This is a genomic window from Curtobacterium sp. TC1 (assembly GCF_019844075.1).
Taxonomy (GTDB): domain Bacteria; phylum Actinomycetota; class Actinomycetes; order Actinomycetales; family Microbacteriaceae; genus Curtobacterium.
In genome coordinates this window covers 1,304,674-1,327,860 of sequence record NZ_CP081964.1, presented here as the reverse complement: position 1 = coordinate 1,327,860, position 23,187 = coordinate 1,304,674, and the positions used below count along the sequence as shown (strand labels likewise).

Here is a 23,187-nt window from a genome sequence, read left to right as displayed (position 1 = left end):
CTGCTCCTGGATCGGTTCACGTGGCGATCGCCTCCGCCCACCACCGGTGGTCGGCCAGCACCAGGTACCAGGCACGGCCCTCGGCGTCGACGAGCTGCAGCCGGTGCAGTCGTCGACCGCCGGACTCCCACCACCGCACGACGAGCGGCCACGGACCGGCCCAGGCGGTGACGGGCGCGAACCCGCCGCCCCGGTCCCCCTCGGCGCGGAAGCCTTCGGGTGCGCCGGACAGCACGCCGCGGTCGTCGACGTCGACGCTCGCGCCGTCGCCGGAGACCACGTCGACCGGACGGGGACGCTCGAGGACGGTGGCGGGCGGCGGCCCGGGCAGCTTGCCGGGCCACGGTCGGTCGCGCACGGTGGCCAGGGCACGCTCGCCGCCGGGCGGGGCGTCGCCCCATGGCACGAGCACCACCCGCTCGGACAGGGTCCGACCGCCACCGACGCGCGGGCTCACCACACCGTCGTGTCCGACCATGCCCTGGATCCGCGCCAGCCCGTGGTGCACGCGCTCGTCCGGCCCGGAGCCCCAGAGCCCGCGCTCGTGGTTCGCCATGTCGTCGACGGCGACCGGTTCGAGCACGACCGACGTGACCGGGGCTTCGAGCCCGGTCGGGTCGACCCCGCCGGCGAGCTGCCACCGCACCCGGTCGACGACGTCGGCGGCGTCGAACCAGCGGGGGTGCGCCCACGTGCGTTCGAGCAGGATGTCCCGCTCGTCGACGATCCCCACCCGGATGGTCGTCGCCACCAGCCCAGCAGCGCGGAGGCGTGCGGCGAAGTCGTCGGCGGAGCGCCGGAACGCGAACGCGATCTGGTCGGCGCGGTCGAGCGGGGGCTCGAAGGCGGCCTCGATCCGGAGTTCGGGCGGGATCGCGCGCGCCGAGATCTCCCGCGGGTCGCGTCCGCCCGCCAGCCGGTGCAGGAACGCCCCGGCGACCCCGAACCGGTCGCGGACCTGCTCGTCGCTGAGCGATGCGAACGCGCCCAGCGTGGTGATGCCGAGCCGGTCGAGGACGGTCGCGAGCTCGGGGTCGCCGAGCACACCGAGGGGCAGGTCCGCCAGGAAGTCCGACGAGCCGGAGACCGGCACGATCCGCACCCGTTCGCCGGGACGCACCGGCCGGGCCCGTGCTGCCTGCTCCGCCGCGAACGGGGTGTCCGCCACACCGGCCCGCACCGCCGGGGCACCGTGGTCGGCCGCGATCCCCGCCAGGGTCGCCGCGGCCGCCCGCTCGCCGCCGTAGTACCGCGCCGGCCCCCGGGCACGCAGGGCGAGGGTGCCGGGCCGGAGCACCTCGACCCCGGGGACGGCCGCCTCGACCGCGCGGATGACGGGTTCGAACGCACGGTGGTCGAGCGCGTCGTCGTAGGGCTGCACGACGAGCTCCGGACAGCGCGCCTGCGCCTCGCGCACCCGGAGGCCCCGGACGACACCGTGCTGCCGTGCGGACGCGGAGCTCGCGAACACCAGGCCCTTCGCGACCACGGCGAAGGGCTGCTCCGGCGGCGCACCGGCCGCGCGGGCTGCCGCGATCACCGGCCAGTCCGGGCACCAGAGCACGATGGTGCGGGTCGGTGGCGGCTCGGGCAGCGCACCGCCGCGGGCGATCGCGTCGGCCCGGACACGCCCCGGCGCGATCACGACGCCACCGCCACGGGGCGCAGCACCCGGGTGTCGCCGGAGCCCACCGTCGGCACCGGGGCGGCTGCCCGGACCGAGCCGTCGGCCGCCGGCAGCAGCAGCTCGGTGCTCGTGGGGCGCACCGCACCCGCACGACCGGTCGCCGTGACGGTGGCGCGACGCTCGGTCAGGTGCCCGTGGCCCTGTCCGATGCCGCTCCACACCGACGACGTGATCCGCAGCGTAACGTCCGCGCCCGGCCAGGAGCCGAGCGCGACGAGGGCGCCACCGCGTTGCCGGAGCCGTGCCGACAGCCGGGCGACGTCACCCGGCACGACCCGGCCGAGCGGCCGGGTGAGGACGATCTGGGCGACGTCGGCCATCGCCGCGGTCACCGCGAGCCACTGGTCGCCCGGGTCGGGGACGAGCACGAGCCGCTCGAGGTCGATGCCCGCGGCGGCGGCGGCCTCGATCCCGAAGGACGGCACCCCGATGACCGCGCACCACGCACCGGACGCCGAGGCAGCCTGCAGCATGGTGATCACGAGCAGCACCGACTCGGGGACGGCGTAGGTGCCGCCGACCCGGATCGCCCCACCGGGCAACAGGGGCTCGAGGGCGGGAGCGGTCGGGAGCCCCGCGGTGTCCACGCGGGTGGACTCCATGTCGGTGACCCGGGACCGCAGGGACGTGATGCGGTCGAGCGCCGCCCGGGCATCGCCGAGGTGGTCGGCGCTGCCCCCACGCGCACCGCCCGCGCCGTTCCCGCGCGCGGGACCGTCACCCCCACGTGCAGCACCACTCCGCCCGACCCGGTCCGGGCCGGGCGACCGGAGTGCCGCCGCCGTCTGCATGCCCTCATATTCGAACATGTGTTCGATGATGTCAACCGCGTCCGACATCCGCGGACAGAGCAGTTCGAACGTGCGTTCGACGCGCGGGAGCCCACCGGGATGCACCCATCCTGCAGCGGACGGCCGACACGGACCCGAGCACGACAGCGCCGGGCACCCTCGTGACGAGGATGCCCGGCGCGTCAGGCAGACGGTGTCAGCGTCAGTTCGCGGCGACCCGGAACGTCACCTCGACCGTGGTCGGAGCCCCTCCCCCGGTCGGGGTCTGCGTGACCCACAGGCGGTACGCGCCGTTCCCCAGGTCGAAGTCGGCCGGGACCGACCAGGTTCCGTCCTCGACCGTGGTCGTCGCCACCGTGCGGCTCGACCCCTTGACCTCGATCCGAGCACCCTCCGCACCGGTGCCCTCGAACACCGGACGCTTCGACGTGACCGTCGACCCCTCGGTCGGCGCGGTCACCACGACCGGCGCGGCGGCGGCATGCCGCACGGTGAACGTGATGACGACCGGGTCCGTCGGAGCACCGCGAGTGGGCTCCTGCACCACCAGCAGGCGGTAGTCACCGTTCCCGAGGTCGAAGTCCGCAGGTACCGCCCACTTGCCGTCGACCACCGTGGTCGTCGCGACCTGACGGCTCGAACCCCGCACCACGATCGTGGCGCCCTCGTCACCGGTGCCCTCGAACACCGGACGCTTCGACGTCACCGTCGCCCCCTCGGCCGGCCCGGTCACGACCACCGGCACCACCGGTGCGACCGCGTGCCGCACCGTGAACGTGATGACGACCGGGTCCGTCGGAGCACCGCGAGTGGGCTCCTGCACCACCAGCAGGCGGTAGTCACCGTTCCCGAGGTCGAAGTCCGCCGGTACCGCCCACTTGCCGTCGACCACCGTGGTCGTCGCGACCTGACGGCTCGAACCCCGCACCACGATCGTGGCGCCCTCGTCACCGGTGCCCTCGAACACCGGACGCTTCGACGTCACCGTCGCCCCCTCGGCGGGCGAGGTGACGACCACCGGGGCGACCGGCGTGCCGTCGTCCGACGTGAACGAGACGTCCTGCATCGTCGAGGTCCGGCCGTCCTGGGTGGTCTGCGTGAACGTGACCTCGAGCGCACCCTTCGGCAGGTCGGCGTCCGCCGACCAGGTCCCGACGCCGGCCTTCGCGCCGGAGGCCTCCGTCGAGAAGAGCTCGGTGCCGTCGGCGTCGCGTGCGACGATCGTCGCACCGGCTTCGGCCGACCCGGAGAACGCGTTGATCCCCGGCTCGAACACGTTGTCGCCGTCGGTGACGCCGTCGACCGAGAGCAGGCGGGGCAGTGCGACCCGCTCGGAGACCTTGCCGAACTGCATCGTCACCATGTCGACCTGTTGACCGGTGAACTCCTCGGGGATCGTGTACGAGATCCCGCTGTCCGTGGTGGTCCCGGCCACGACCCGATCACCGTGCATGAACCAGGTCACTCCGGGCGCATGCGCGTCGCCGGTCACCATGATCCGACCATCGGGCAGGTTGAAGACGTCGCGGACCGTCGGCGCGGCGATGTTCGGATCCTGTTCCGCGACCGGCAGGAGCACGTCGACCGCGGCCGACTCCGAGTCGTCCGAGCGGACTGACACCGAGGCCGTCTGACCCACGAACCGCTCGGGCACCTCGACCCGGAAGCGGCCGTCGGCACCCGTCTCGTCGGTGAACTCCTCCCCGCCGACGGCGACCACAGCGGTGCTCGCCTCGCCGACGCTCGACCCCTGCACGAAGAACCGGCCGTCCACACCACGGTCGACGTCGTCGACGACGGGCGCGTCCAGGTCGTCGGATGTGTCCGGCACGAACCGGATGCCCTCCAGCGTCGTGGTGATCCCGCTCGGTGCGGTCTGCGTGAAGGTCAGGACGTGGGTCGCGTCCGTCAGGTCGGCCGACGCCGACCACGCGGCCGCCGCCGAGCGCGACGACGGCACCTGCTCGCGGAAGACCTCCGAGCCGTCGGCATCGGTGGCCGTGATCGTCGCGCCGGCAGTCGCAGTGCCCGCGAAATCGACCGTTCCGGGAGCGAACGCTGTCGTCGACGAGATGCCGTCGATCTGCAGGGTACGCGGGAGTGGGACCGGCACCGAGCGCACGACCGCGCCGTCGACGACGCGGGAGGCGACCATGGTCAGCGGTGTGTCCTTGTACCCGTCCGGTACTGCGATCATGAAGAGTCCACCGCCGCCCGGCCAGGCGCTGACGACGGTGTCCCCGTCGAGGACCTCGACACGGTCGGTGCCGGCCGAGCCGAGCATGCGCTGGGTGCCGTTCGGCTCGGTCTCGATGTTCTGGACGACGGGTGCGGGGACGACGGTCGACGCCGTCGCGACGGATCCGCCAGGCGTCGAAGCGGACGAAGCCGTCGCGGCGACGGCACCGGTTGCACTGATCGTGCACCCGAGGCCGACGGCGACGACGACCCCGAGGGCCGTCAGGCGTGCTGTGCGTGGGATTGCCAAAGGGAACTCCTTGATGTGGGGGGACCGCAGACGCGGCGACCACATCGTAACGCACGGTATGTTACATATTGACGTTCCATGATGCCGTCGCTCCGACCGCGCCCAGCACCGACCGTGTCTTCGTCACGACCTCCTCCGCCTCGTCCGCCGCGACCGACGACCACGTCACCGCTCCCCCGGCCCCGAGTGTCCGCGAGCGGACCTGACCTGCGGCATCCACCACCGTCACCAGCGTCCGGATCACCACCGACAGGTCGACCGCCCCGCTCGCCGAGAAGTACCCGATCGCCCCGGAGTAGACCCCGCGCGGTGCACGCTCGAGCCGGTCGGCGATCGCCATCGCACTGATCTTGGGCGCACCGGTCATCGACCCCGGCGGGAAGGCCGCCCGCACCACGTCCGCCCGCGACGTCGCCGCCGGCAGCTGCGCACCGATCGTCGACACCATCTGGTGCACGCTCGCGTAGGTCTCGACCGCGCACAGCCGGTCGACGTGCACCGACCCGGGCGTCGCCGTCCGCAGCAGGTCGTTCCGCAGCAGGTCGACGATCATCACGTTCTCGGCACGGTCCTTGGCACTCGCTGCGAGGTCGTCCCGCACGACAGCGTCGGCGGCAGCGTCGGCGACGCGCCGCCGCGTGCCCTTGATCGGTTCTGCCAGCACGGCACCGTCCGCGTCGATCCGCAGGAACCGTTCCGGCGACCGGCTCGCCACGCGCAGCGAGCCGAGCCGCAGGTACGCACCGAACGGGACCGGGTCCGACACCCGCATCCGCACGTAGTCGGCCAGGTGCGGGTCGTCCGGGTGCGGATCCGCACCGGGGTCGACCCGGGCCTCCCGGTCCGCGACGGGCACGGAGAAGGAGGTGGTGAGGCAGACCTGGAACGCGTTGCCCTCGCGGATCTCGGCGCGGCACGCGTCGACCGCGCGTTCGTGGTCGGCACGCGACACGCGTCCGACCGCTGACGACACCCCGGCCGGGAGGCCCGTGGCCGCGTCCGCCACGGCGGCCTGCGACGGAGCCCCGGTCACCGTCTCGAGCCACGCCCGGTTCCGCGCGCTGGCCGCCGGTTCGGCGTCGGCGACGAGCGTCAGCGCCCAGGCGCCTCCGGTGTGGTCGACGACCACGGCGCGGTCCACGAACCGCAGGTCGGCGTCGGCGTGGCCGTCGGCGGTGCGGTCCGGGCCGCCGGACTCGCGCCCGAGCTCGTACCCGAGGAACCCGACCCAGCCGAGCGCGAAGCCGCAGCCGACGATCGGCTCAGGCAGGTGCGGCGTCCGGTCCAGCAGCTCCGCCAGCACGGCGAAGGCCGGGCGGTCGTCGGTGGACGACGGACCGAACCACCCGGCAGCGGGCGCGGCGACGTCGACGGAGGCCTGCCGGTCCTGGTGGCGGAACCGGGCTCGGAACGGCCCGTCCGCCCATGCCAGGACCGACCACCGCGCGCGTGGTCGAGCGGTTTCCGGCGCGCCGTCCGGCAACGCGGAGTCGAGCCACACCACGTCGCCCCGGGCCTGGGCGGCCAACGCACCGAGGTCGGGGGCCGGGTCGAGCCGGCGGACCTCGATGCGGGCGTCGGCCGACGGACCGGTCAGATCGCGGAGATCGTCCATGCGGCGGCGTGGGACGCACCCGGGGCGAGCACCACGAGACCACGGTCGACCCCGTCGTTGAACGCGTCGGGCGCGCACGTCATCGGCTCGACCGCCAGCCCGGCGCGGTGGTACTCGGGGACCACGTGGTCGGCCGTGTGCACCTGCACCCACGGGCACTCCGGCCCGAAGGCCACGCGGACACCACGGCCGTCCGCGGCGGTCAGCGTGATGGTCGCGGTCCCGTCGGCGTCGCGGTCGAAGCCCGTGAAGGCGTGGTCGATGAACCGGTCGCCGATGAGGGTGGGCGTGCGCAGGTCGAACTCGTCGTGCACGGGGACCAGGTCGGTCGGGATCAGCCGGTCCGGGGTGACCTCGAGCACCTCGGCCGCGGGCAGGGTGAGGGTCCAGTCGTCGACCGTGCCGGAGCCCGCCGCCAGGTACGGGTGCGGGCCGGTCCCCCACGGGGCGTCGTCGGCACCGGAGTTCGTGCCGGTGATCGTCGTGTGCAGCCCGGTGGCGTCGAGTCGGTACTCGACCAGGACCTCGACGCGGTACGGGTAGCCCGCCTGAGCCTGCACGGTGGTGCTGAGCACGACGCGGTCGGGCTCCTGGGCCTCGACCCGGAAGTCGGTCCAGGCGACCAGTCCGTGCAGGGCGTGGTGCCGTGCCGGCTCGGTGAGCGCGAGCTCGTGGTCGACACCCCCGAAGGTGTACTCGCCGTCGACGACGCGGTTCGGCCACGGTGCGAGGACCGCACCGCGGAAGGCCGGGCGGACCTCGTCGGCGTCGAACGGCACGACCAGGTCGCGGCCCTCGTGGCGGAACGTCCGCAGCGTCGCTCCGACCGTGGCGATGTCGGCCGTGTACCCGGCGGCGGAGATCGTCAGCGGGGTCCCGGACAGCGGCGCATCGTTGCTCATGCGCTCAGCGTATCGGGCGCGTGCGCCCACATGCACCACGAGGAAACCCCCGCCGTTCCGGGGAACGACGGGGGTTGAGGGTGGATCTGAGGGGACTCGAACCCCTGACCCCCTGCATGCCATGCAGGTGCGCTACCAGCTGCGCCACAGACCCAGATGTCTTGCTTTCGTGCCATCCGGTTCCCCGGAGGCACCATAGAAGCGTACACCATGCGAACGCCGGGCAACGAAATCGAAGCCGTCACCCGGGCGCGTCGCTGATCAGGCGGTGTGGTCCACCGGGAGCTCGAGCGGGATGGTCGGGCAGTCGGCCCAGAGACGCTCGAGCGAGTAGTACTGACGGTCTTCGTCGTGGAAGACGTGCACCACGATGTCGCCGACGTCGATGAGGACCCAGCGGCCCTCGCTCCGGCCTTCGCGGCGGAGGGTCTTGGCGCCGAGCTCGAGGAGGCGCTCCTCGACCGCATCGGCGATGGACTGCACGTTGCGCTCGTTCCGACCGGTTGCGAGCAGGAACACGTCCGTGAGCTGCAACGGCCCGGTCACATCGAGCGCGACGAGGTCCTCGGCCTGCTTGGCGTCGGCCGCGAGAGCAGCGGCCTGCACGAGTTCCAGTGCGCGAGTGGAGGCGGTCACGGATTCCTTCCGGTCGTCGACCCGGCAGGGAGCCGGATCGCTTGGTGGGTCACGATCATAAGCCACCCCGCCGACAGCGGCCAGGCCAGGGCGACGGGGTGGGGCACGACGGACGTCGGGGACGGCAGCGGTCAGCCGCCCATGTGGGTGGTGAGGAGGGCGGTGATGATGACACCGGCCGCTGCCAGTCCGACCGCACCCACCGTGACGCCGAGGATGAGCGGCGTGCGCGACTCCTTCGGCTTCGCGGCGGCGAGGACGACCTGGCGGGTCGAGGTGTGGCTGGACACGGCACGGCTGGCGCGCACCGGGCTGGCGTCGGTCTCCGGCTGCTCGTCGTGCTGCTCGAGCAGACGATCGACCTCGGCGCCGTCGATCGGCCGGTGCGACCCCGTCGACGACAGCGACGCAGGCAGGTCGATCGATCCGGTGAGGATCACCTCGCCCGTCGCGTTCAGCGCACCGGTCGGGTCGGCGAGGGCCGAGTTCGGCAGGATGATCGCGTTCGTGTCGGTGACCGCGATGCGGCGGGTGCCGGTCGAGTCGTCGAGCACCTCGGCGTCGTTCGAGCCGTGCGCCTGCTGCGACCAGTGCCCGACGGGCGGCTCGAAGGCCGTCGTCATCGGCTTCGGCTCGGACGGCCGCTGGAAGGACGCGGGGACCTTCGGGGGCTCGGTCCGAGCGGGTTCCGGGATCGGGACCTCGTTGGTGTCGTCGTCCTCGGGATCGAGGGACAGCGGGAACACCGCCGGGGTCGACGGCGCGCCGTCCGGGATCCCCGGGAGCGGCGTGGCCGAGGGGTGCTCGAGCGCGGCGACGTCGGCCGGTGTCTCCGCGTCGCTCTGCGCCCCGTCGGCGCCCGTCTCGTCGGCGCCCGTCTGGTCGGTGCCCGTCCGGTCGGTGTGCGACTGGTCGCCCGGCGTCCCTGCGGCGACCTCGTCCGTGGACCCGGCTGCGGGCTGTGCGTCGGAAGCGTCGTCGGCGGGCGGTGACCAGGTCGACCGGTGGCGCCGGGGCTCCTCGGCGTGCGCAGCGGCTTCGTCGAGCGGCTCGAGGGCGTCGGGCGACCCGTCGGCCTCGGTGGCCTGGGCGACCGCAGCCTGGTCGAGAACGGTGGGGCCGTCGGCGCCGGACGGCTCGTCCGTCGCACGCGGGGCCGAGGTCGGCTCGATGGTGTCGACCGAGCCGAGGACGTCCTCGACGGTGCGGTCGGAGGACTGCGGCGTCGGGTTCTGCAGCGGTACCGGCAGGACCGCCTGGTTCTCGGCGGCACGCTGCTGGCGGATCTGGCGGCGGGTCAGACCACCGCTGCCGGGGACGATCTCGGTCGCGGAGGCCGGCGGGAACGGCGACACCCCGGCAGAAGGCACGGAGGTCACCGGCACGGAGGGCGCCGATGCCGGCGTGCCCGTCGCGGCGGATGCCGGGGCAGAGGACTGGGTCGGACCGCCGGGGGCGGGTGCCACGTGCGAACCGGGCCGAGGACGGGGTTCCGTCGACTCGGCGGGTGCGGCGACGGTCGGTGGCGGCGTCGCGGGCTGCGAACCGGCTGCTGCGGCACGCTCCCGCTCGCGCGCCTGGCGCCGCGACAGGGGCGGCTGCGCGTCGGACGAACTCATGCAACGCTCCGATACAGGTGGTGCTTGGAGATGTACTGGACGACCCCGTCGGGGACCAGGTACCAGACGGGGGAACCACGTCTCACCCGGTCGCGGCAGTCGGTCGACGAGATGGCCAGTGCAGGGACTTCGAGCAAGCTTACGTCTCGCTCGGGGAGTCCACTGATGCTCAGGTCGTGTCCCGGACGCGTCACAGCGACGAAGTGCGCGAGGTCCCAGAGACCATCATGGTCTTTCCAGTCGACAATCTGCTGAACGGCGTCTGCGCCCGAGATGAAGACGAGCTGCGCGTCGGGCCGCTGTTCGTGCAGGTCGCGGAGCGTGTCGACCGTGTACGTCGGGCCGGGGCGGTCGATGTCGACGCGGCTCACCGTGAACATCGGGTTCGATGCGGTCGCGATGACCGTCATCAGGTAGCGGTGCTCGGCATCCGTGACGCCGGACTTCATGTACGGCTGCCCCGTGGGGACGAACACGACCTCGTCGAGGTCGAACGCCCGAGCCACCTCGGACGCCGCGACGAGGTGACCGTGGTGGATGGGGTCGAACGTGCCGCCCATCACCCCGATGCGCGGTCGTCCGGTGCTCTCGAGCATCGAGTGCAGATCAGATCTTGGTGTGGCCGAACTCGTCGACACCCGTCTCGTGGTGGCGGGTCGCCTCGAACTTCTGCGAGTGGCGGTACGCCACGTCGCGGAAGCTCCAGGTGACGAAGCCCAGGAAGACGAAGAACAGCGCACCGACGAGCGGGAACACGAACGCCGGGGCCCCGGAGGCGTGCTCAGCAGCTTCTGCGAGGAAGGTCATCGTTCGGTGCTCCGTTCGGTCGGGGAAAGACGCCGTTCAGTCTAGCCGCGGATCTGGCCGTTCCCGCGCACGATCCACTTGGTGCTCGTGAGCTCCGGCAACCCCATCGGACCACGGGCGTGCAGCTTCTGCGTCGAGATGCCCACCTCGGCGCCGAAGCCGAACTCGCCGCCGTCGGTGAAGCGCGTCGAGGCGTTCACCATCACGACCGCCGAGTCCACCGTCGCCAGGAACCGCTCGGCCGTGTCGACGTCGTTCGTCACGATCGACTCGGTGTGGTGGGTGGACCAGCGCGCGATGTGCGCCATCGCGGCGTCGACGTCCGGCACGACCCGGATCGACAAGTCGAGGTCCATCGACTCGGTCGCCCAGTCCTCGTCGGTGGCGCGGAGCACCCCCGGCACGATCGCCCGGGTGGCGTCGTCGCCGCGCAGCGTGACCCCGGAGGCGCGGAGCCGGTCCGCCAACGCGGGCAGGAGCCTCTCGGCCGCCTGCTCGTGCACCAGCAGGGTCTCGAGGGCGTTGCACACGCTCGGCCGCTGCACCTTGCTGTTCAGGACGATGTCGACGGCGCGCTGCTCGGGGGCGGACGCATCGAGGAACACGTGCACGACGCCGGCACCCGTCTCGATCACGGGGACCTGCGACTCGGTGACGACGGTCTGGATGAGCGAGGCGCTGCCACGCGGGATGAGGACGTCGACCAGGCCCCGGGCGCGCATCAGCTCCGTGGCGCCGGCGCGGCCGAACTCGTCGATGGTCTGCACGAGCTCGCGCGGTAGGCCGACCGACTCCACTGCGTCCTGGATGCGGGCCACGAGCACGGCGTTCGTCCGCTGGGCCGCCGATCCACCGCGGAGCACGACGGCGTTGCCGGACTTCAGCGCGAGCGAGGCGATGTCGACCGTGACGTTCGGGCGTGCTTCGTAGATGGCACCGACGACCCCGAACGGCACCCGCACCTGGGTCAGCTGCAGGCCGTTCGGCAGCAGCGAGCCGCGGAGGTGCTCCCCCACCGGGTCCTGCAGACCGACGACGTCCTCGACCGCGGTGGCCAGCGCCTCGATGCGTGCGGGGTCGAGCCGGAGACGGTCGACGAGCCCGGACGACAGGCCGCTCTCCTCGCCCGCGACCAGGTCACCGTGGTTCGCGGCGACGATCTCGTCCGTGGCGGCGCGGACGCCGGCGGCGATCGCCACGAGGGCGGCGTCCTTGACCGCCGTCGTCGCGGTCGCGAGGGCCGACGAAGCGGTGCGGGCCGCCACGAGCGTGTCGGTCAGGGTCGGGGCGGGCGCGATCGACGACATGGACCGATCCTAGGCCCGACGCGATCCCGTGTGACGGACGCGACCCCGGCCTCCCGACCGCTGTGGACGACGCGTGTCAGGAACGGGGCGCCGCGTGGAACCAGGTGCCCACGTGCTCGCCCGACAGGGCGCGGTCGACGAGCGCCGTGGCGGTCACCAGGACCGACGTACCGGCCTCGGCCGCGAGCCGTGCGGCCGCGACCTTCGTGCCGGCACCCCCGGTCCCCACGCCGGACTTGCCGACGGAGCCGAAGGTGACGCCGGCGAGCTCGTCGCCGAACGGGACCTCGTCGATGCGCTCGGCGCCGGGCTGCTCGGGGGGCTTCGTGTACAGGGCCTCGACGTCGGACAGCAGCACCAGGGCGTCGGCACCGAGCAGCCGCGCCACCAGGGCGGCGAGCCGGTCGTTGTCGCCGAAGCGGATCTCGTGCGTGGCGACGGTGTCGTTCTCGTTCACGATCGGCAGCACCCGGAGGGCGAGCAGTCGGTCGACGGCGCGCTGCGCGTTCACCCGGTGCGTCGGGTTCTGCAGGTCACCGGCGGTCAGCAGGATCTGCGCCGCGACGACCCGGTGCCGGTCGAGTTCCTTCTGGTACCGGAACATCAGGACGTTCTGGCCGGTCGCCGCGGCGGCCTGCTGCGTGGCGAGGTCGTCCGGACGGCCCTCGAGCCCGAGGAACGGGAACCCGGTGGCGATCGCGCCGGACGACACGAGCACGACCTCGGTGCCCCGGCCGTACGCCGCGGACAGGGCGTCCACCAGCGGTCCGATCTGACCGGCGGCGTCACCGCTGACCGACGACGAGCCGACCTTCACCACGATCCGCCGCGCACGCGGGATGTCCTCGCGCCGGGTGACGGGTCCGAGGTCGGTGCGGGCGGTCGTGTCGGTCATGCCGCGGTCAGTCCTTCTGGTCGCTGGTCGTCTCGAGGTCGTCGCTCGTCTCGAGGTCGTCGCTCGTCTCGAGGTCGTCGCTGGTCACGACGTCGTCGTTCACCCAGAGGCCGGCGACGCGCTCCTGCTCGAGCTCGGCACGGGCGGCCGCCTTGGCGTCCATCCGCTCGAAGTACTCCTCGCGACGCTCGTTGCGGGTCGGACGCGACGTCGCGCCGATACGGGCGTCGGTGCCTCGGGCGCTCGTGATGAGCTCCGCCGTCGAGGTGAGCGTCGGCTCCCAGTCGAAGACCATGCCGCCGTCGCCGCCGATCACGACGGTCGAGCCGGCGACGGCGCCGGCCTTGAACAGGCCGTCCTCGACACCGAGCTTCGCGAGCCGGTCGGCCAGAAAGCCGATCGCCTCTTCGTTGGTGAAGTCGGTCTGCTGCACCCACCGCTCGGGCTTCGCACCGCGCACGCGGTAGAAGCGGTGCTCCTCGCCGCCCTCGGCACGGACCGTGAAGCCCTGGTCGTTGACCGCGCGGGGGCGGATGACGATGCGCTCGACGACCGGCTCGGCCGCGCGCTTCGCACGACCCTGCTCGACGACCTCGGCCAGCGCGAACGTCAGCTCGCGCAGGCCCTTGTGCGACGCAGTGGAGATCGGGAACACGCGGTAGCCGCGGCCCTCGAGCTCGGCGGTGACGAACTCGGCGAGCTCGGCGGCGTCCGGCACGTCGATCTTGTTGAGCGCGATGAGCTGCGGACGCTCGAGCAGCGGCACCTGGCCCTCGGGGACCGGGTAGCGCTCGAGTTCGCCGAGGATGACGTCGAGGTCGCTGATCGGGTCGCGGCCCGGGTCCATCGTCGCGCAGTCGATGACGTGCAGCAGGGCTTCGCAGCGCTCGACGTGCCGCAGGAACTCGAGGCCGAGGCCCTTGCCCTCCGACGCGCCCTCGATCAGACCGGGGACGTCGGCGACCGTGAAGCGGCTCTCGCCCGACTCGACGACGCCGAGGTTGGGGGTGAGCGTGGTGAAGGGGTAGTCGGCGATCTTCGGCTTCGCGGCCGAGATCGCCGCGATGAGCGAGGACTTGCCGGCACTCGGGAACCCGACGAGGGCGACGTCGGCGATGGTCTTCAGCTCGAGGCTGATGTCACCCGCCCAGCCCTCGGTACCGAGGAGCGCGAACCCGGGGGCCTTGCGCTTCGTGGTGGAGAGCGCCGCGTTGCCGAGACCGCCCTGCCCACCGGGGGCCACGACAACGCGCATCCCGGGTTCGGTCAAGTCGGCGATGACCTCGCCGGCCTCGTCGTACACGACGGTGCCGATCGGGAGCGGGAGCTCCTGGACCTCACCGCTCACACCACTGCGGTGGTCACCCATGCCGGGCTGACCGTTCTTGGACGAACGGTGCGGCGAGCGGTGGTAGCCGAGCAGCGTGGTGACCTGCGGGTCGGCCACGAGCACGATGTCGCCGCCGTCACCGCCGTTGCCACCGTCGGGCCCGGCGAGGGGCTTGAACTTCTCACGGCGGACCGAGACGCAACCGTTGCCGCCCTTCCCCGCGCTGAGGTGCAGGGTCACGCGGTCGACGAAGGTCGCCATGGTTCCACTCCTGGAAGGTCGTTGTGCCGACGGGATCCGTCAGCGCGTTGTGCCGACGGGATCCGTCAGCGCGTTGTGCCGACGGCATCCGTCGGCGGGAAAAGCGAAGGAGGGGCGGGCACTCGGCCCGCCCCTCCCGCTGAAGCTGATCGTCGCGACTACGCGTTGACGATGTTGATGATGTTGATGACCTTGCGGCCACCCTTGGTGCCGAACTCGACCGAACCGGCCGAGAGGGCGAACAGCGTGTCGTCGCCACCGCGGCCGACGTTGGCGCCCGGGTGGAAGTGGGTCCCACGCTGGCGGATGATGATCTCGCCGGCGTTGACGACCTCGCCACCGAAGCGCTTCACGCCGAGGCGCTGTGCGTTCGAGTCACGACCGTTGCGAGTGGAACTCGCACCCTTCTTGTGTGCCATGAGCTGACTCCCTTACGCGATCTTGGTGATCTTGACGCGGGTCAGTTCAGCGCGGAAACCCTGGCGCTTCTTGTACCCGGTCTTGTTCTTGAACTTCTGGATGATGACCTTCGGACCGCGCAGGTCGTCGAGCACCTCGGCGGTGACGGTCACGTTGGCGAGCTCGGAAGCCGCCGACGTGATCTTGTCACCGTCCACGAGGAGCACGGGGGCGAGGTCGATGTTGCCCTTGTCGTCCGCCTTGACACGGTCGACGGTCAGGATGGTGCCGACCTCGACCTTTTCCTGACGGCCGCCGGCGCGCACTACTGCGTAAACCACGTGGAAATCCTTACGTAACTCTGCTTGAGGGAAGTCTCGGGTGCCCACTTCTGCACGAGCGGCTCCCGGGAGGCCGGGCCCGATCGGCGACGCAGGCAGAACGGCCCGCTGACACCAGGGATCGAGAATACTCGATCCCCATGGGTCCGGTCAAACGGCGACACACGTACGATTGCACGGTGACCGTGTTGATCGACCCACCGACGTGGCCCGCTCACGACACTCTGTGGTCGCACCTCGTCAGTGATGAATCCTACGCGGAACTCCACGCGTTCGCTGCACGCGCCGGTGTGCCGCGACGTGCGTTCGACCACGACCACTACGACGTGCCGCTCGCGAAGTACGACGAACTCGTCGCCGCGGGGGCGTCGGCGGTGTCCGGACGCGAGCTCGTGCTGCGGCTGATCCGCAGCGGGCTGCGCGTGGCGCAGCGCGACAAGCGCGCGCACTGACGCGCGGGCCGCGTGCGTCCTGCACGCACGGTGCACGGTTCCGGACTCGGCGCGGGGCGTGGCGGCTCGCACCGTGTCCGGAACCTCGCACGATGCGCACGTGCCCTGGACGTGGCGTCGCACCGTGCGAGGTGAGACGCGTGGCGGGCGTGCGCCGGGCCTCCCGGCCGCACCGTGCGGGGTTCCCCGCAGCATGCGAGGTTGGTGGCTCGATGCGGCGCCAGAGGCTCGCACCGTGCCGTGAACGCCGCACCGCCCGGAGAACCTCGCACGGTGCAGCGACCGCGCGTCGACGACCGGGGGTCAGCGGGCGGTGCGAGGTTGGTGGCTCGGTGCAGCGCCAGAGGCTCGCACCGTGCCGTGAACGCCGCACCGCCCGGAGAACCTCGCACGGTGCCGCGACCGCGCGTCGACGGCCGGGGTTCAGCGGGCGGTGCGAGGTTGGTGGCTCGGTGCAGCGCCAGAGGCTCGCACCGTGCCACGAACGCCGCACCGCCCGGAGAACCTCGCACGGTGCAGCGACCGCGCGTCGACGGCCGGGGGTCAGCGGGGCGCCGGACCACCCCATGGTGCGGCCGGCGGCTGCTGCTGGTCCGGACGGGGCTGTGCGCCGTACTGACCGCCGTACTGCCCGTGGGGGTCCGGCTGGACCAGACCCTGTCCGTACGGGCCCTGGTGCGGCTGCTGCGGCCCCGGCTGCACGGTCGCGGGCGGCACGGCGTCTGCGGGCCGTACCGTGCCCGGCAGGCCGGACGTCGGCGCTGCACCGCGGTTCCGTCGCGGGCGGCCGAGCCAGAGCCATGCGGCGGTGGCGGTCGCCAGGAGCATCACCGTGTACGGCACCCCGTTGCGGAGCGGGTTCGTGACGACGTCGATGACCAGACGGGACCCGCCCGAGGTGATCGCGCCGAACGCGCCGGTGAAGACGCCGACGAGCGCGAGTGCGATGGTCCCCGCGGCGCCGGCGAGCGCCGCTCGGAGCAGCACCGTCGGCAGCGGGCTGCGACGGGCGATCGGCGTCAGGAAGGCCAGCGCCAGGAAGGCCCCGGCGTAGAACGGGAACGGCGCGAGGAAGACCCCGGCGATGAAGCTGCCGACGAGGCTCGCACCGGCACCGTAGTGCGCGAACGGGCTGACGACGAGCGACGTCCCGATCAGGCCGACGACGCCGGACACGAACTCGACGAGCACGAGCGACACCACGGCGATGAGCGCCCCGGCCGTGTTGTTCACCGAGGCGCCGGGCGCGAAGGCCCGACGCGGATCGGCCGGCGTGCGCGGCGGCCGTGGCGGCGCGTAGGGCACCCCCGCGGTCGGCTGCCCACCGCGCAGCGGCTGCCCGCCGGGCTGCCCTCCGTACGGCGGCACGGGACCGCCGGCTCCCCCGGGTCCGGGCGGTGCGGGCTGCTGCCAGCCCGCACCGTAGTACCCACGATCCTGCTGCGGGTCACCGGGGTTCGCCACGCTCAGTTCCCCAGGATGACGGAGCCGTCGGTGTCGTCGCCGGATGCGTCCTCGGTCGTGGCCGGAGCACTGATGCTCGGCGACGACACGCGGCGGGACCGCGAACGGCCCTGGCCCGGCTGCTTCGGCTCCGGCAGCGCCTGGAGCACGGAGTCCAGCAGCGACTCGGCGTCCGGGGCCACCTGGCGGGGCTCGCGCTTCGGTGCGGCGTTGAGCGGGATGTCCAGGATCGCGACCGTGTTCTCGGTCGGGGTCACCGTCGCGCTGGAGCTGACCCGACGGCGGGCCGGGGCCTTGGCCTTCGGTTCGGGGGCAGGAGCGGCAGCCGCCGACTGGTCGGCAGCCTGACTCGGCGCGGCCTGCTTCGGCTCGTCGCGCTTCGGCTCGGCGACGGGCTCCGGCTCGACCACGGCGGATGCCGACTCGGCGGATGCCGACTCGGTGGCTTCGGTCGTGGCAGCGTTCGGCTGCTCACCGCCCCGTCCACCACGGCCGCCACGGCGCCGACGCTTCGAGCCGCTGGGCTGTTCACCCGCGTCTGCGGACTCGGCGGTCCCCGCCGGCGCGTCGGCCGAGGTCGGGGCCGCTGCCGAGGTCGGCGATGCCGGCGACTCCTCGTGCGGGATCGTGGAGGCCGCGATCCGGGACAGCGCGTTCTTCACGTCGTCCGTGATCTGGTGCGCCTGGCTCGACTGCCCGTTCGACGAACCCGAGCCACCGCCGGAGTTGCCCCCGCCGTTGCCGTGCCCGTTGCCGCCGTTGCCGCCGTTCCCGTTCCCGTTGCCGCCGTTCCCGGCCGCACCGCTGCGCCCCTTGCGACGCCCCTTGCTCGGGCCCGGGTCGGCGTTGTTGTCGTTGACCTTCGCGTTGACCTCGTCGAGCGACTCGCGCAGGCCGACACCGATCTTCTTGCGGGTCATCTGCACGAGGCCGAGCGAGGTGACCTCGGCGACCTGGTGCTTCGTGCGGTCGCGGCTCAGGCACTCGATCAGGCGACGGAGCACGAGGTCGCGGTTCTCCTCGAGCACCATGTCGATGAAGTCGACGACGATGATGCCGCCGATGTCGCGCAGGCGGAGCTGACGGACGAGTTCCTCGGCGGCCTCGAGGTTGTTCTTCGTGACGGTCTCCTCGAGGTTGCCCCCGGAGCCGACGAACTTGCCGGTGTTGACGTCGACGACCGTCATGGCCTCGGTGCGGTCGATCACGAGCGAACCGCCGGAGGGCAGCCAGACCTTGCGGTCGAGCGCCTTGTCGATCTGCTCGTTCAGGCGGTACTCCTCGAAGGAGTCCGGACCCTCGTAGCGGACGACGCGGTCCTTCAGGTCGGGTGCGACGGCCGACAGGTACTCGTCGATGGTGCCGCCGGCAGCCTCGCCGTCGATGATGAGCTTCGTGAAGTCCTCGTTGAAGACGTCGCGCACGATCTTGACGAGCAGGTCGGGCTCCGAGTGCAGCATGACCGGGGCCTGGCCACCGGCGACCTTCTTCTGGATGGCCTCCCACTGGCTGGTCAGACGCTGCACGTCGCGGGTGAGCTGCTCCTCGGTCGCACCTTCGGCAGCGGTGCGCACGATGACGCCCGCGTGCTCCGGCAGGACCTCCTTCAGGATCTTCTTGAGGCGCGCACGCTCGGTGTCGGGCAGCTTGCGTGAGATGCCGTTCATGGAGCCGTTCGGCACGTAGACCAGGTAGCGACCGGGCAGCGAGACCTGGCTGGTCAGACGGGCGCCCTTGTGGCCGACGGGGTCCTTCGTGACCTGGACCAGGACCTTGTCGCCCGGCTTGAGCGCGGCCTCGATGCGACGGCCGTGGCTGGTGTCGACGGAGTTCCAGTCGACCTCGCCGGCGTAGAGCACGGCGTTGCGGCCGCGGCCGATGTCGACGAAGGCTGCCTCCATTGAGGGCAGCACGTTCTGCACCTTGCCGAGGTACACGTTGCCGATGAGCGACACGTTCTCGGACTTGGTGATGTAGTGCTCGGCGAGGATGCCGTCCTCGAGCACGCCGATCTCGATCGTCGACGAGCTGGAGCGGACGATCATCTGACGGTCGACGCTCTCGCGGCGGGCGAGGAACTCGTCCTCGCTCACGACCTGGCGACGACGTCCGGCGTCACGGCCGTCGCGGCGGCGCTGCTTCTTCGCCTCGAGTCGGGTCGAGCCCTTGATGCGCTGCGGCTCGGTGATGAGCTCGGGCTCGCGGCGGCGGGGCTCCTGGTGGTCGCGCGGCTCGCGCGGTGCACGGGACTCGCGGTCGGCGCTGCTCCCCCGACGACGCGAACGACGGCGGGAGCCGCCGGGCTCCTCGTCGTGGTCCTCGCGGTCGAACCGGTCCTCGCGCTCGGAACGGTCGAAGCGGTCGTCACGGTCGTCCTCGTCGCGCTCGTACCGCGCGGCGCGGCGCGGCAGCTCCGGCAAGACGGGGGCGTGGAAGATCAGGCTGAGCGTGCTCGTCGCCTTCGGGACGAACGGCTCGGCCGGGGCGGCGGGTTCGCTCGCCTCGGTCGTCGGCGCGGTCTCGGTCGGACGGGAGGCACCACTCGCCTCCGTCACGTCGGTCGCGGGCTCGGTCGGCTCGGCCGTGACCACCGGCAGGTCGCCGGTCAGCGTGCTCACGTCGTCCGGCTCGGCGCTCTGGGCGGCGACGGCCTCGACCGCGACGGAGACCGTGTCGGCTCCGGTCGGCTCGGCCGCGTCCGCTGCGTCGGCGGACGAACCGTCCGTCAGCGCGGCGGCCTCGTCGACGGCCGGCGCCTGCGCGGCACCGGCCTGACCCTGCAGGCCGGACGACCGGGCGCGGCGTCCGCCGAACAGGCGGGTCCGACGCTTCGGGGCGTTCTCGTCGTTGGTCGTGTTGTCGTTGTTCTGCTCCACCATGGACTGGCGCACTCCTCGGCCCCACTCGCACCCTTGTCAGGCGGCGGGAATTCTTTGGTTGTGGCGGTGGCGTCGACGCCCCGCGCTCGCTGTCTTCGTGACCGGTCTGCGTCAACTTCTCGTTGCGTCCGCGGCCGTTCCGGTCCGGGCACCCGGCCCGGGTCGGCTCGGCGTCGGAGTGACGCTGTCCCGACCACGGTGCGCTCTCACCGCACCTGATCGTCCGGACACTGCCCCGTGGGGCACCGCCCGGAAAGCTCTCTTCGGTCTGCGGTTGCCCGCACGACCTCCGGCCAGTATCGCACGCCGCTCCCGGAAAGGACCGGAACCCGCGTGCGATGATGACGGCGTGAGCACGTCAGCGCCTGCCCCCCGTCGTCCGGTCGCGATGGCCGTCTTCCTCTTGATCACCGGGATCGTCGGCCTCTACGGGTCGTTCTCCCTGGTGCTCGACGAGTTCAAGAAGTACGCAGACCCGGACACCGTGCTGTCGTGCGACGTGAACCCGTTCATCAGCTGCTCGGACGTCATGGCCAGTTGGCAGGGCCACCTGTTCGGGTTCCCGAACCCGTTGCTCGGCGTGATGGGCTTCGTCGCGCCGATCGCCGTCGCCGTGCTGATGCTCGCGGGCTTCCGGAACGGTTCGCGGTGGTTCTGGATCGCGTTCAACGCCGGCGTGTTCCTGGCATGGGTCTTCGTGACGTGGCTCTTCACCCAGACCGTGTGGTTCATCGGCGCGCTCTGCCCCTGGTGCATGCTCGTGTGGTCGATGACGATCCCGATGTTCTGGGTGTTCACGATCTGGAACGCCGCGCAGGGTCGCTTCGGCGCGGGGACCCAGCGCGTCGGCCGGGTGCTGCTCCCCTTCTGCTGGGCGTTCCCGCTGGCGAACTACCTGTTCATCATCGTGACGATCATCATCAAGTTCCCGACCATCCTGACGGTCTTCTAATCCGCTCCTGGGCGTTCCCGATACGGCGACGATGACGCGTCGATGACGTGTCGATGACACGTCATCGAATTCCTGGGCGCTTCCCAGGCAGGACGCCCGGTCGGCGTCCGGGCAGCACCTACGCTCGATCTCGATGAGCGAGAACGAGAGCAAGAAGGTCCGTCGCGACGCCGCCCGAGAGCGCGCTCGCGAAGCCCGGGTGCAGGAACAGGCGCGACGTCGCCGCAACAGGACGCTCGGCATCAGCGGCATCATCGTCGGCAGCCTGGCGGTCGTCGCCGTGGTCGTCCTGGTGATCGCGAACTCGGTGCAACCCGCCGGGCCGGGGCCGCGCAACATGGCGAGCGACGGCATCCTGTTCACCGGCCAGAGCGGCAAGATCGTGCCCGTCGAGACGAAGGCGACGCCCGACGGCGGGACCCCGACGGCGACGAAGCAGGACGACTCGGTGGCGAACATCACCGTGTACTCGGACTACATGTGCCCGTACTGCAACCAGTTCGAGACGGCGCAGATGGACCAGATCCAGCAATGGGTGAAGAGCGGCTCGGCGACGCTCGAACTGCACCCGTTCAACCTGCTCGACCGGGTGTCCCTCGGGTCGAAGTACTCCACGCGCTCCGCCGCCGCCGCTGCCTGCGTCGCGAACGACGACCCGGACGCGTTCCTGGCGTACAATACGGCGCTCTACGAGAACCAGCCGTCCGAGAGCACCAAGGGACTGTCGAACGACGAGCTGGCATCCCTGGCGAAGGAGGCCGGCGCGACGAGCAGCAAGATCGCCTCGTGCATCACCGGGCAGCACTTCGCCGGGTGGGTCGCCGACGCCACGAACCGGGTGATGAACGACCCGATCCCGAACTCGTCGCTCGACAAGGTGACGAGCACCCCCACGATCATCGTGAACGGGAAGCAGTTCACCGGCTCCCTGACCGACACCGACGCCTTCGCGTCCTTCGTCGAGCAGAACGGTGGCGCCGCCTGACCCGAAGGCGCCCGCCACGAGCGAAGGCCCCCGCTTCCGGATGGAAGCGGGGGCCTTCGCTCGTGTCGGTGGCGCTACTTCGCCGCGGCGTCGATCGCCGTGATGACCGTGCTGAGGTCGTCGAGGCGCTTGCCGTTCACGACCACGGTCGGCGTGCCGAAGCCCTGCGTGCCCTGCAGCGCCGCGTCTTCGGTGACGAGCTTCGTGGACTTGGTCACCCAGCCCTTGAACTGCTCGGTCGACAGGCACTCGGAGACGTTCGACCCGGTCGCACCCCCGGCCTTGACGAGCTTCGCGATCTCGGCGTTCGTCAGGCCCGAGGTGCCCTCGGTGGGCTGGTTGTCGAAGAACTGCGTCTGGACGTCCAGGAACTTGTCCGGCGCGTAGTTCGCGACGCACATCGCGGCGTTCGCGGCCCGGCTGGCGTAGCGCGAGCTCTGGTAGCTGCGGTCGAGGATCGACACCGGCTGGATGGCCAGCGTCGCGTCGCCCGACTTCACCTTGTCCAGGATCTGGTCGGCGTAGGCGGCCTCGAACTGCTTGCAGACCGGGCAGGCCCAGTCGACGTACTCGGTGACCGCCACGGCGCCGTCGGTGTTCGACGTCGGGACCGCCGACGGGGTGCCCTTCGCGGTGACGGCCTTCGTGGTCACCGGGGTGACCTCGCCGCCCTCGCCGGTGAACTGGATCGCACCGGTGGCCATGTTCTTCGGCCCGGCCGCGGACACGGCGGGCGCGTTGTTCACGTTCACCACGACGAGCGTGATGATCGCGGCGATCGCGATGATCCCCAGGCCGATGCCGCCCTGCAGGAACCACTTGTTGCGGCGCTTGCGACGCTTCTCGGCGTCGGCGCGCTGCCGCGAGACCTCGCGCGCGTGCTGACGACGTTCGTTCTTGGTGGGTCGGTCGTTGTTCGTCATGCTCTCCCCGTCGCTCAGGCGAACCAGAGCGCGAGCTCGCGCGCCGACGACTCGGTGCTGTCGGATCCGTGCACCAGGTTCTGCTGCACCTTGAGACCCCAGTCGCGACCGAGGTCGCCACGGATCGTCCCGGGTGCGGCGCTGGTCGGGTCGGTGGTGCCGGCGAGCGACCGGAAGCCGGCGATCACGCCGTTGCCGGCGACGCGCACGGCGACGACCGGACCGGACTGCATGAACTCGACGAGCGGCTCGAAGAACGGCTTGCCCTGGTGCTCCTCGTAGTGCGCGTCCAGCAGGTCGCGCGGCGCGGTGAGCATCTTCAGGTCGACGATCTCGTAGCCCTTCGACTCGATGCGGCGGAGGATCTCACCGGTGAGCTGGCGGGCGACGCCGTCGGGCTTGACGAGGACGAGGGTCTCTTCGAGGTCGGACACGCAGTACTCCTAGTGTGTTC

At 71.7% G+C, this 23,187-nt stretch carries 21 protein-coding genes and 1 tRNA gene; 3 read left to right on the top strand and 19 right to left on the bottom strand.

Going from position 1 to position 23,187, the window contains the following annotated elements:
* Positions 1-16: 16 nt before the first annotated feature.
* From KZI27_RS07390 to rplU, 15 genes are all read right to left on the bottom strand, one after another.
* Positions 17-1,645 carry a DNA polymerase Y family protein gene (locus KZI27_RS07390; protein WP_222660268.1) on the bottom strand — a complete coding sequence of 543 codons (1,629 nt, stop codon included), beginning with the start codon at positions 1,643-1,645 and terminating at the stop codon, positions 17-19.
* Positions 1,642-2,496, bottom strand: a complete 855-nt coding sequence (locus KZI27_RS07385) for a hypothetical protein (RefSeq protein WP_222660266.1) — start codon at positions 2,494-2,496, stop codon at positions 1,642-1,644. The genes KZI27_RS07390 and KZI27_RS07385 overlap by 4 nt, the downstream gene beginning before the upstream one ends.
* 184 nt (positions 2,497-2,680) lie before the next feature.
* On the bottom strand, positions 2,681-4,966 hold the full coding sequence (locus KZI27_RS07380; protein WP_222660264.1) for a hypothetical protein: 2,286 nt from the start codon (positions 4,964-4,966) through the stop codon (positions 2,681-2,683).
* Positions 4,967-5,027: 61 nt separating this feature from the next.
* Complete coding sequence (locus tag KZI27_RS07375; protein ID WP_222660262.1) at positions 5,028-6,581, bottom strand: anthranilate synthase component I family protein; 1,554 nt, start codon at positions 6,579-6,581, stop codon at positions 5,028-5,030.
* Positions 6,560-7,483 (bottom strand): aldose 1-epimerase family protein, encoded by a 924-nt coding sequence (locus KZI27_RS07370; RefSeq protein WP_222660261.1) that lies wholly within the window; start codon positions 7,481-7,483, stop codon positions 6,560-6,562. The genes KZI27_RS07375 and KZI27_RS07370 overlap by 22 nt, the downstream gene beginning before the upstream one ends.
* An 81-nt stretch (positions 7,484-7,564) precedes the next feature.
* A tRNA-Ala gene (locus KZI27_RS07365) sits at positions 7,565-7,637 on the bottom strand.
* Positions 7,638-7,744: 107 nt separating this feature from the next.
* Complete coding sequence (rsfS, locus tag KZI27_RS07360; protein ID WP_111084542.1) at positions 7,745-8,119, bottom strand: ribosome silencing factor; 375 nt, start codon at positions 8,117-8,119, stop codon at positions 7,745-7,747.
* A 131-nt stretch (positions 8,120-8,250) separates the two neighbouring features.
* Entirely contained in the window at positions 8,251-9,738 is a 1,488-nt protein-coding gene (locus KZI27_RS07355; RefSeq protein ID WP_222660259.1) for a hypothetical protein, read from the bottom strand.
* Positions 9,735-10,334, bottom strand: a complete 600-nt coding sequence (gene nadD, locus KZI27_RS07350) for a nicotinate-nucleotide adenylyltransferase (protein ID WP_111084540.1) — start codon at positions 10,332-10,334, stop codon at positions 9,735-9,737. Before nadD ends, KZI27_RS07355 begins: the two co-directional genes overlap by 4 nt.
* Positions 10,335-10,344: 10 nt before the next feature.
* A complete protein-coding gene (locus KZI27_RS07345) occupies positions 10,345-10,545 on the bottom strand; it encodes a hypothetical protein (RefSeq protein ID WP_111084539.1) in 201 nt (66 codons plus the stop codon).
* A gap of 41 nt (positions 10,546-10,586) precedes the next feature.
* Positions 10,587-11,852 carry a glutamate-5-semialdehyde dehydrogenase gene (locus KZI27_RS07340; RefSeq protein WP_222660257.1) on the bottom strand — a complete coding sequence of 422 codons (1,266 nt, stop codon included), beginning with the start codon at positions 11,850-11,852 and terminating at the stop codon, positions 10,587-10,589.
* A gap of 76 nt (positions 11,853-11,928) precedes the next feature.
* Positions 11,929-12,747, bottom strand: a complete 819-nt coding sequence (gene proB / locus KZI27_RS07335) for a glutamate 5-kinase (RefSeq protein WP_260233112.1) — start codon at positions 12,745-12,747, stop codon at positions 11,929-11,931.
* A gap of 7 nt (positions 12,748-12,754) precedes the next feature.
* The gene (gene obgE / locus KZI27_RS07330; protein ID WP_222660255.1) at positions 12,755-14,338 is read right to left on the bottom strand and encodes a GTPase ObgE; all 1,584 of its coding nucleotides are present in this window, start codon (positions 14,336-14,338) and stop codon (positions 12,755-12,757) included.
* Positions 14,339-14,496: 158 nt separating this feature from the next.
* On the bottom strand, positions 14,497-14,757 hold the full coding sequence (rpmA, locus tag KZI27_RS07325) for a 50S ribosomal protein L27 (protein ID WP_222660253.1): 261 nt from the start codon (positions 14,755-14,757) through the stop codon (positions 14,497-14,499).
* 12 nt (positions 14,758-14,769) lie between these two features.
* The gene (gene rplU / locus KZI27_RS07320) at positions 14,770-15,078 is read right to left on the bottom strand and encodes a 50S ribosomal protein L21 (RefSeq protein WP_123313479.1); all 309 of its coding nucleotides are present in this window, start codon (positions 15,076-15,078) and stop codon (positions 14,770-14,772) included.
* Between the two features lie 179 nt (positions 15,079-15,257).
* On the opposite strand from rplU, the gene KZI27_RS07315 reads away from it, so the two are divergent.
* Positions 15,258-15,530 (top strand): DUF4031 domain-containing protein, encoded by a 273-nt coding sequence (locus KZI27_RS07315; RefSeq protein ID WP_123313478.1) that lies wholly within the window; start codon positions 15,258-15,260, stop codon positions 15,528-15,530.
* A 543-nt stretch (positions 15,531-16,073) separates the two neighbouring features.
* Here the strand turns inward: KZI27_RS07315 and KZI27_RS07310 are convergent.
* Together KZI27_RS07310 and KZI27_RS07305 are read right to left on the bottom strand one after the other, a co-directional pair.
* Entirely contained in the window at positions 16,074-16,994 is a 921-nt protein-coding gene (locus KZI27_RS07310; protein WP_222660251.1) for a hypothetical protein, read from the bottom strand.
* Positions 16,995-16,996: 2 nt separating this feature from the next.
* Positions 16,997-19,873 carry an Rne/Rng family ribonuclease gene (locus KZI27_RS07305; RefSeq protein WP_222660249.1) on the bottom strand — a complete coding sequence of 959 codons (2,877 nt, stop codon included), beginning with the start codon at positions 19,871-19,873 and terminating at the stop codon, positions 16,997-16,999.
* Between the two features lie 349 nt (positions 19,874-20,222).
* On the opposite strand from KZI27_RS07305, the gene KZI27_RS07300 reads away from it, so the two are divergent.
* Both KZI27_RS07300 and KZI27_RS07295 read left to right on the top strand, forming a co-directional pair.
* Complete coding sequence (locus KZI27_RS07300; protein ID WP_261784167.1) at positions 20,223-20,825, top strand: vitamin K epoxide reductase family protein; 603 nt, start codon at positions 20,223-20,225, stop codon at positions 20,823-20,825.
* Positions 20,826-20,958: 133 nt separating this feature from the next.
* Entirely contained in the window at positions 20,959-21,810 is an 852-nt protein-coding gene (locus tag KZI27_RS07295; RefSeq protein ID WP_222660248.1) for a DsbA family protein, read from the top strand.
* Between the two features lie 74 nt (positions 21,811-21,884).
* On the opposite strand, the gene KZI27_RS07290 is transcribed toward KZI27_RS07295, so the two are convergent.
* Both KZI27_RS07290 and ndk read right to left on the bottom strand, forming a co-directional pair.
* Positions 21,885-22,733, bottom strand: a complete 849-nt coding sequence (locus KZI27_RS07290) for a DsbA family protein (RefSeq protein ID WP_222660246.1) — start codon at positions 22,731-22,733, stop codon at positions 21,885-21,887.
* A 14-nt stretch (positions 22,734-22,747) separates the two neighbouring features.
* The gene (ndk, locus tag KZI27_RS07285) at positions 22,748-23,167 is read right to left on the bottom strand and encodes a nucleoside-diphosphate kinase (protein ID WP_111084529.1); all 420 of its coding nucleotides are present in this window, start codon (positions 23,165-23,167) and stop codon (positions 22,748-22,750) included.
* Positions 23,168-23,187: the final 20 nt, after the last annotated feature.

What these genes read in the sequence shown, in the direction of transcription:
- KZI27_RS07385 (WP_222660266.1), bottom strand. Translation starts at nt 2,496, where the DNA reads ATGTTCGAATATGAGGGCATGCAGACGGCGGCGGCACTCCGGTCGCCC.
- KZI27_RS07375 (WP_222660262.1), bottom strand. Translation starts at nt 6,581, where the DNA reads ATGGACGATCTCCGCGATCTGACCGGTCCGTCGGCCGACGCCCGCATC.
- KZI27_RS07370 (WP_222660261.1), bottom strand. Translation starts at nt 7,483, where the DNA reads ATGAGCAACGATGCGCCGCTGTCCGGGACCCCGCTGACGATCTCCGCC.
- KZI27_RS07355 (WP_222660259.1), bottom strand. Translation starts at nt 9,738, where the DNA reads ATGAGTTCGTCCGACGCGCAGCCGCCCCTGTCGCGGCGCCAGGCGCGC.
- nadD (WP_111084540.1), bottom strand. Translation starts at nt 10,334, where the DNA reads ATGCTCGAGAGCACCGGACGACCGCGCATCGGGGTGATGGGCGGCACG.
- KZI27_RS07345 (WP_111084539.1), bottom strand. Translation starts at nt 10,545, where the DNA reads ATGACCTTCCTCGCAGAAGCTGCTGAGCACGCCTCCGGGGCCCCGGCG.
- KZI27_RS07340 (WP_222660257.1), bottom strand. Translation starts at nt 11,852, where the DNA reads ATGTCGTCGATCGCGCCCGCCCCGACCCTGACCGACACGCTCGTGGCG.
- proB (WP_260233112.1), bottom strand. Translation starts at nt 12,747, where the DNA reads ATGACCGACACGACCGCCCGCACCGACCTCGGACCCGTCACCCGGCGC.
- obgE (WP_222660255.1), bottom strand. Translation starts at nt 14,338, where the DNA reads ATGGCGACCTTCGTCGACCGCGTGACCCTGCACCTCAGCGCGGGGAAG.
- rpmA (WP_222660253.1), bottom strand. Translation starts at nt 14,757, where the DNA reads ATGGCACACAAGAAGGGTGCGAGTTCCACTCGCAACGGTCGTGACTCG.
- KZI27_RS07305 (WP_222660249.1), bottom strand. Translation starts at nt 19,873, where the DNA reads ATGGTGGAGCAGAACAACGACAACACGACCAACGACGAGAACGCCCCG.
- KZI27_RS07295 (WP_222660248.1), top strand. Translation starts at nt 20,959, where the DNA reads ATGAGCGAGAACGAGAGCAAGAAGGTCCGTCGCGACGCCGCCCGAGAG.
- KZI27_RS07290 (WP_222660246.1), bottom strand. Translation starts at nt 22,733, where the DNA reads ATGACGAACAACGACCGACCCACCAAGAACGAACGTCGTCAGCACGCG.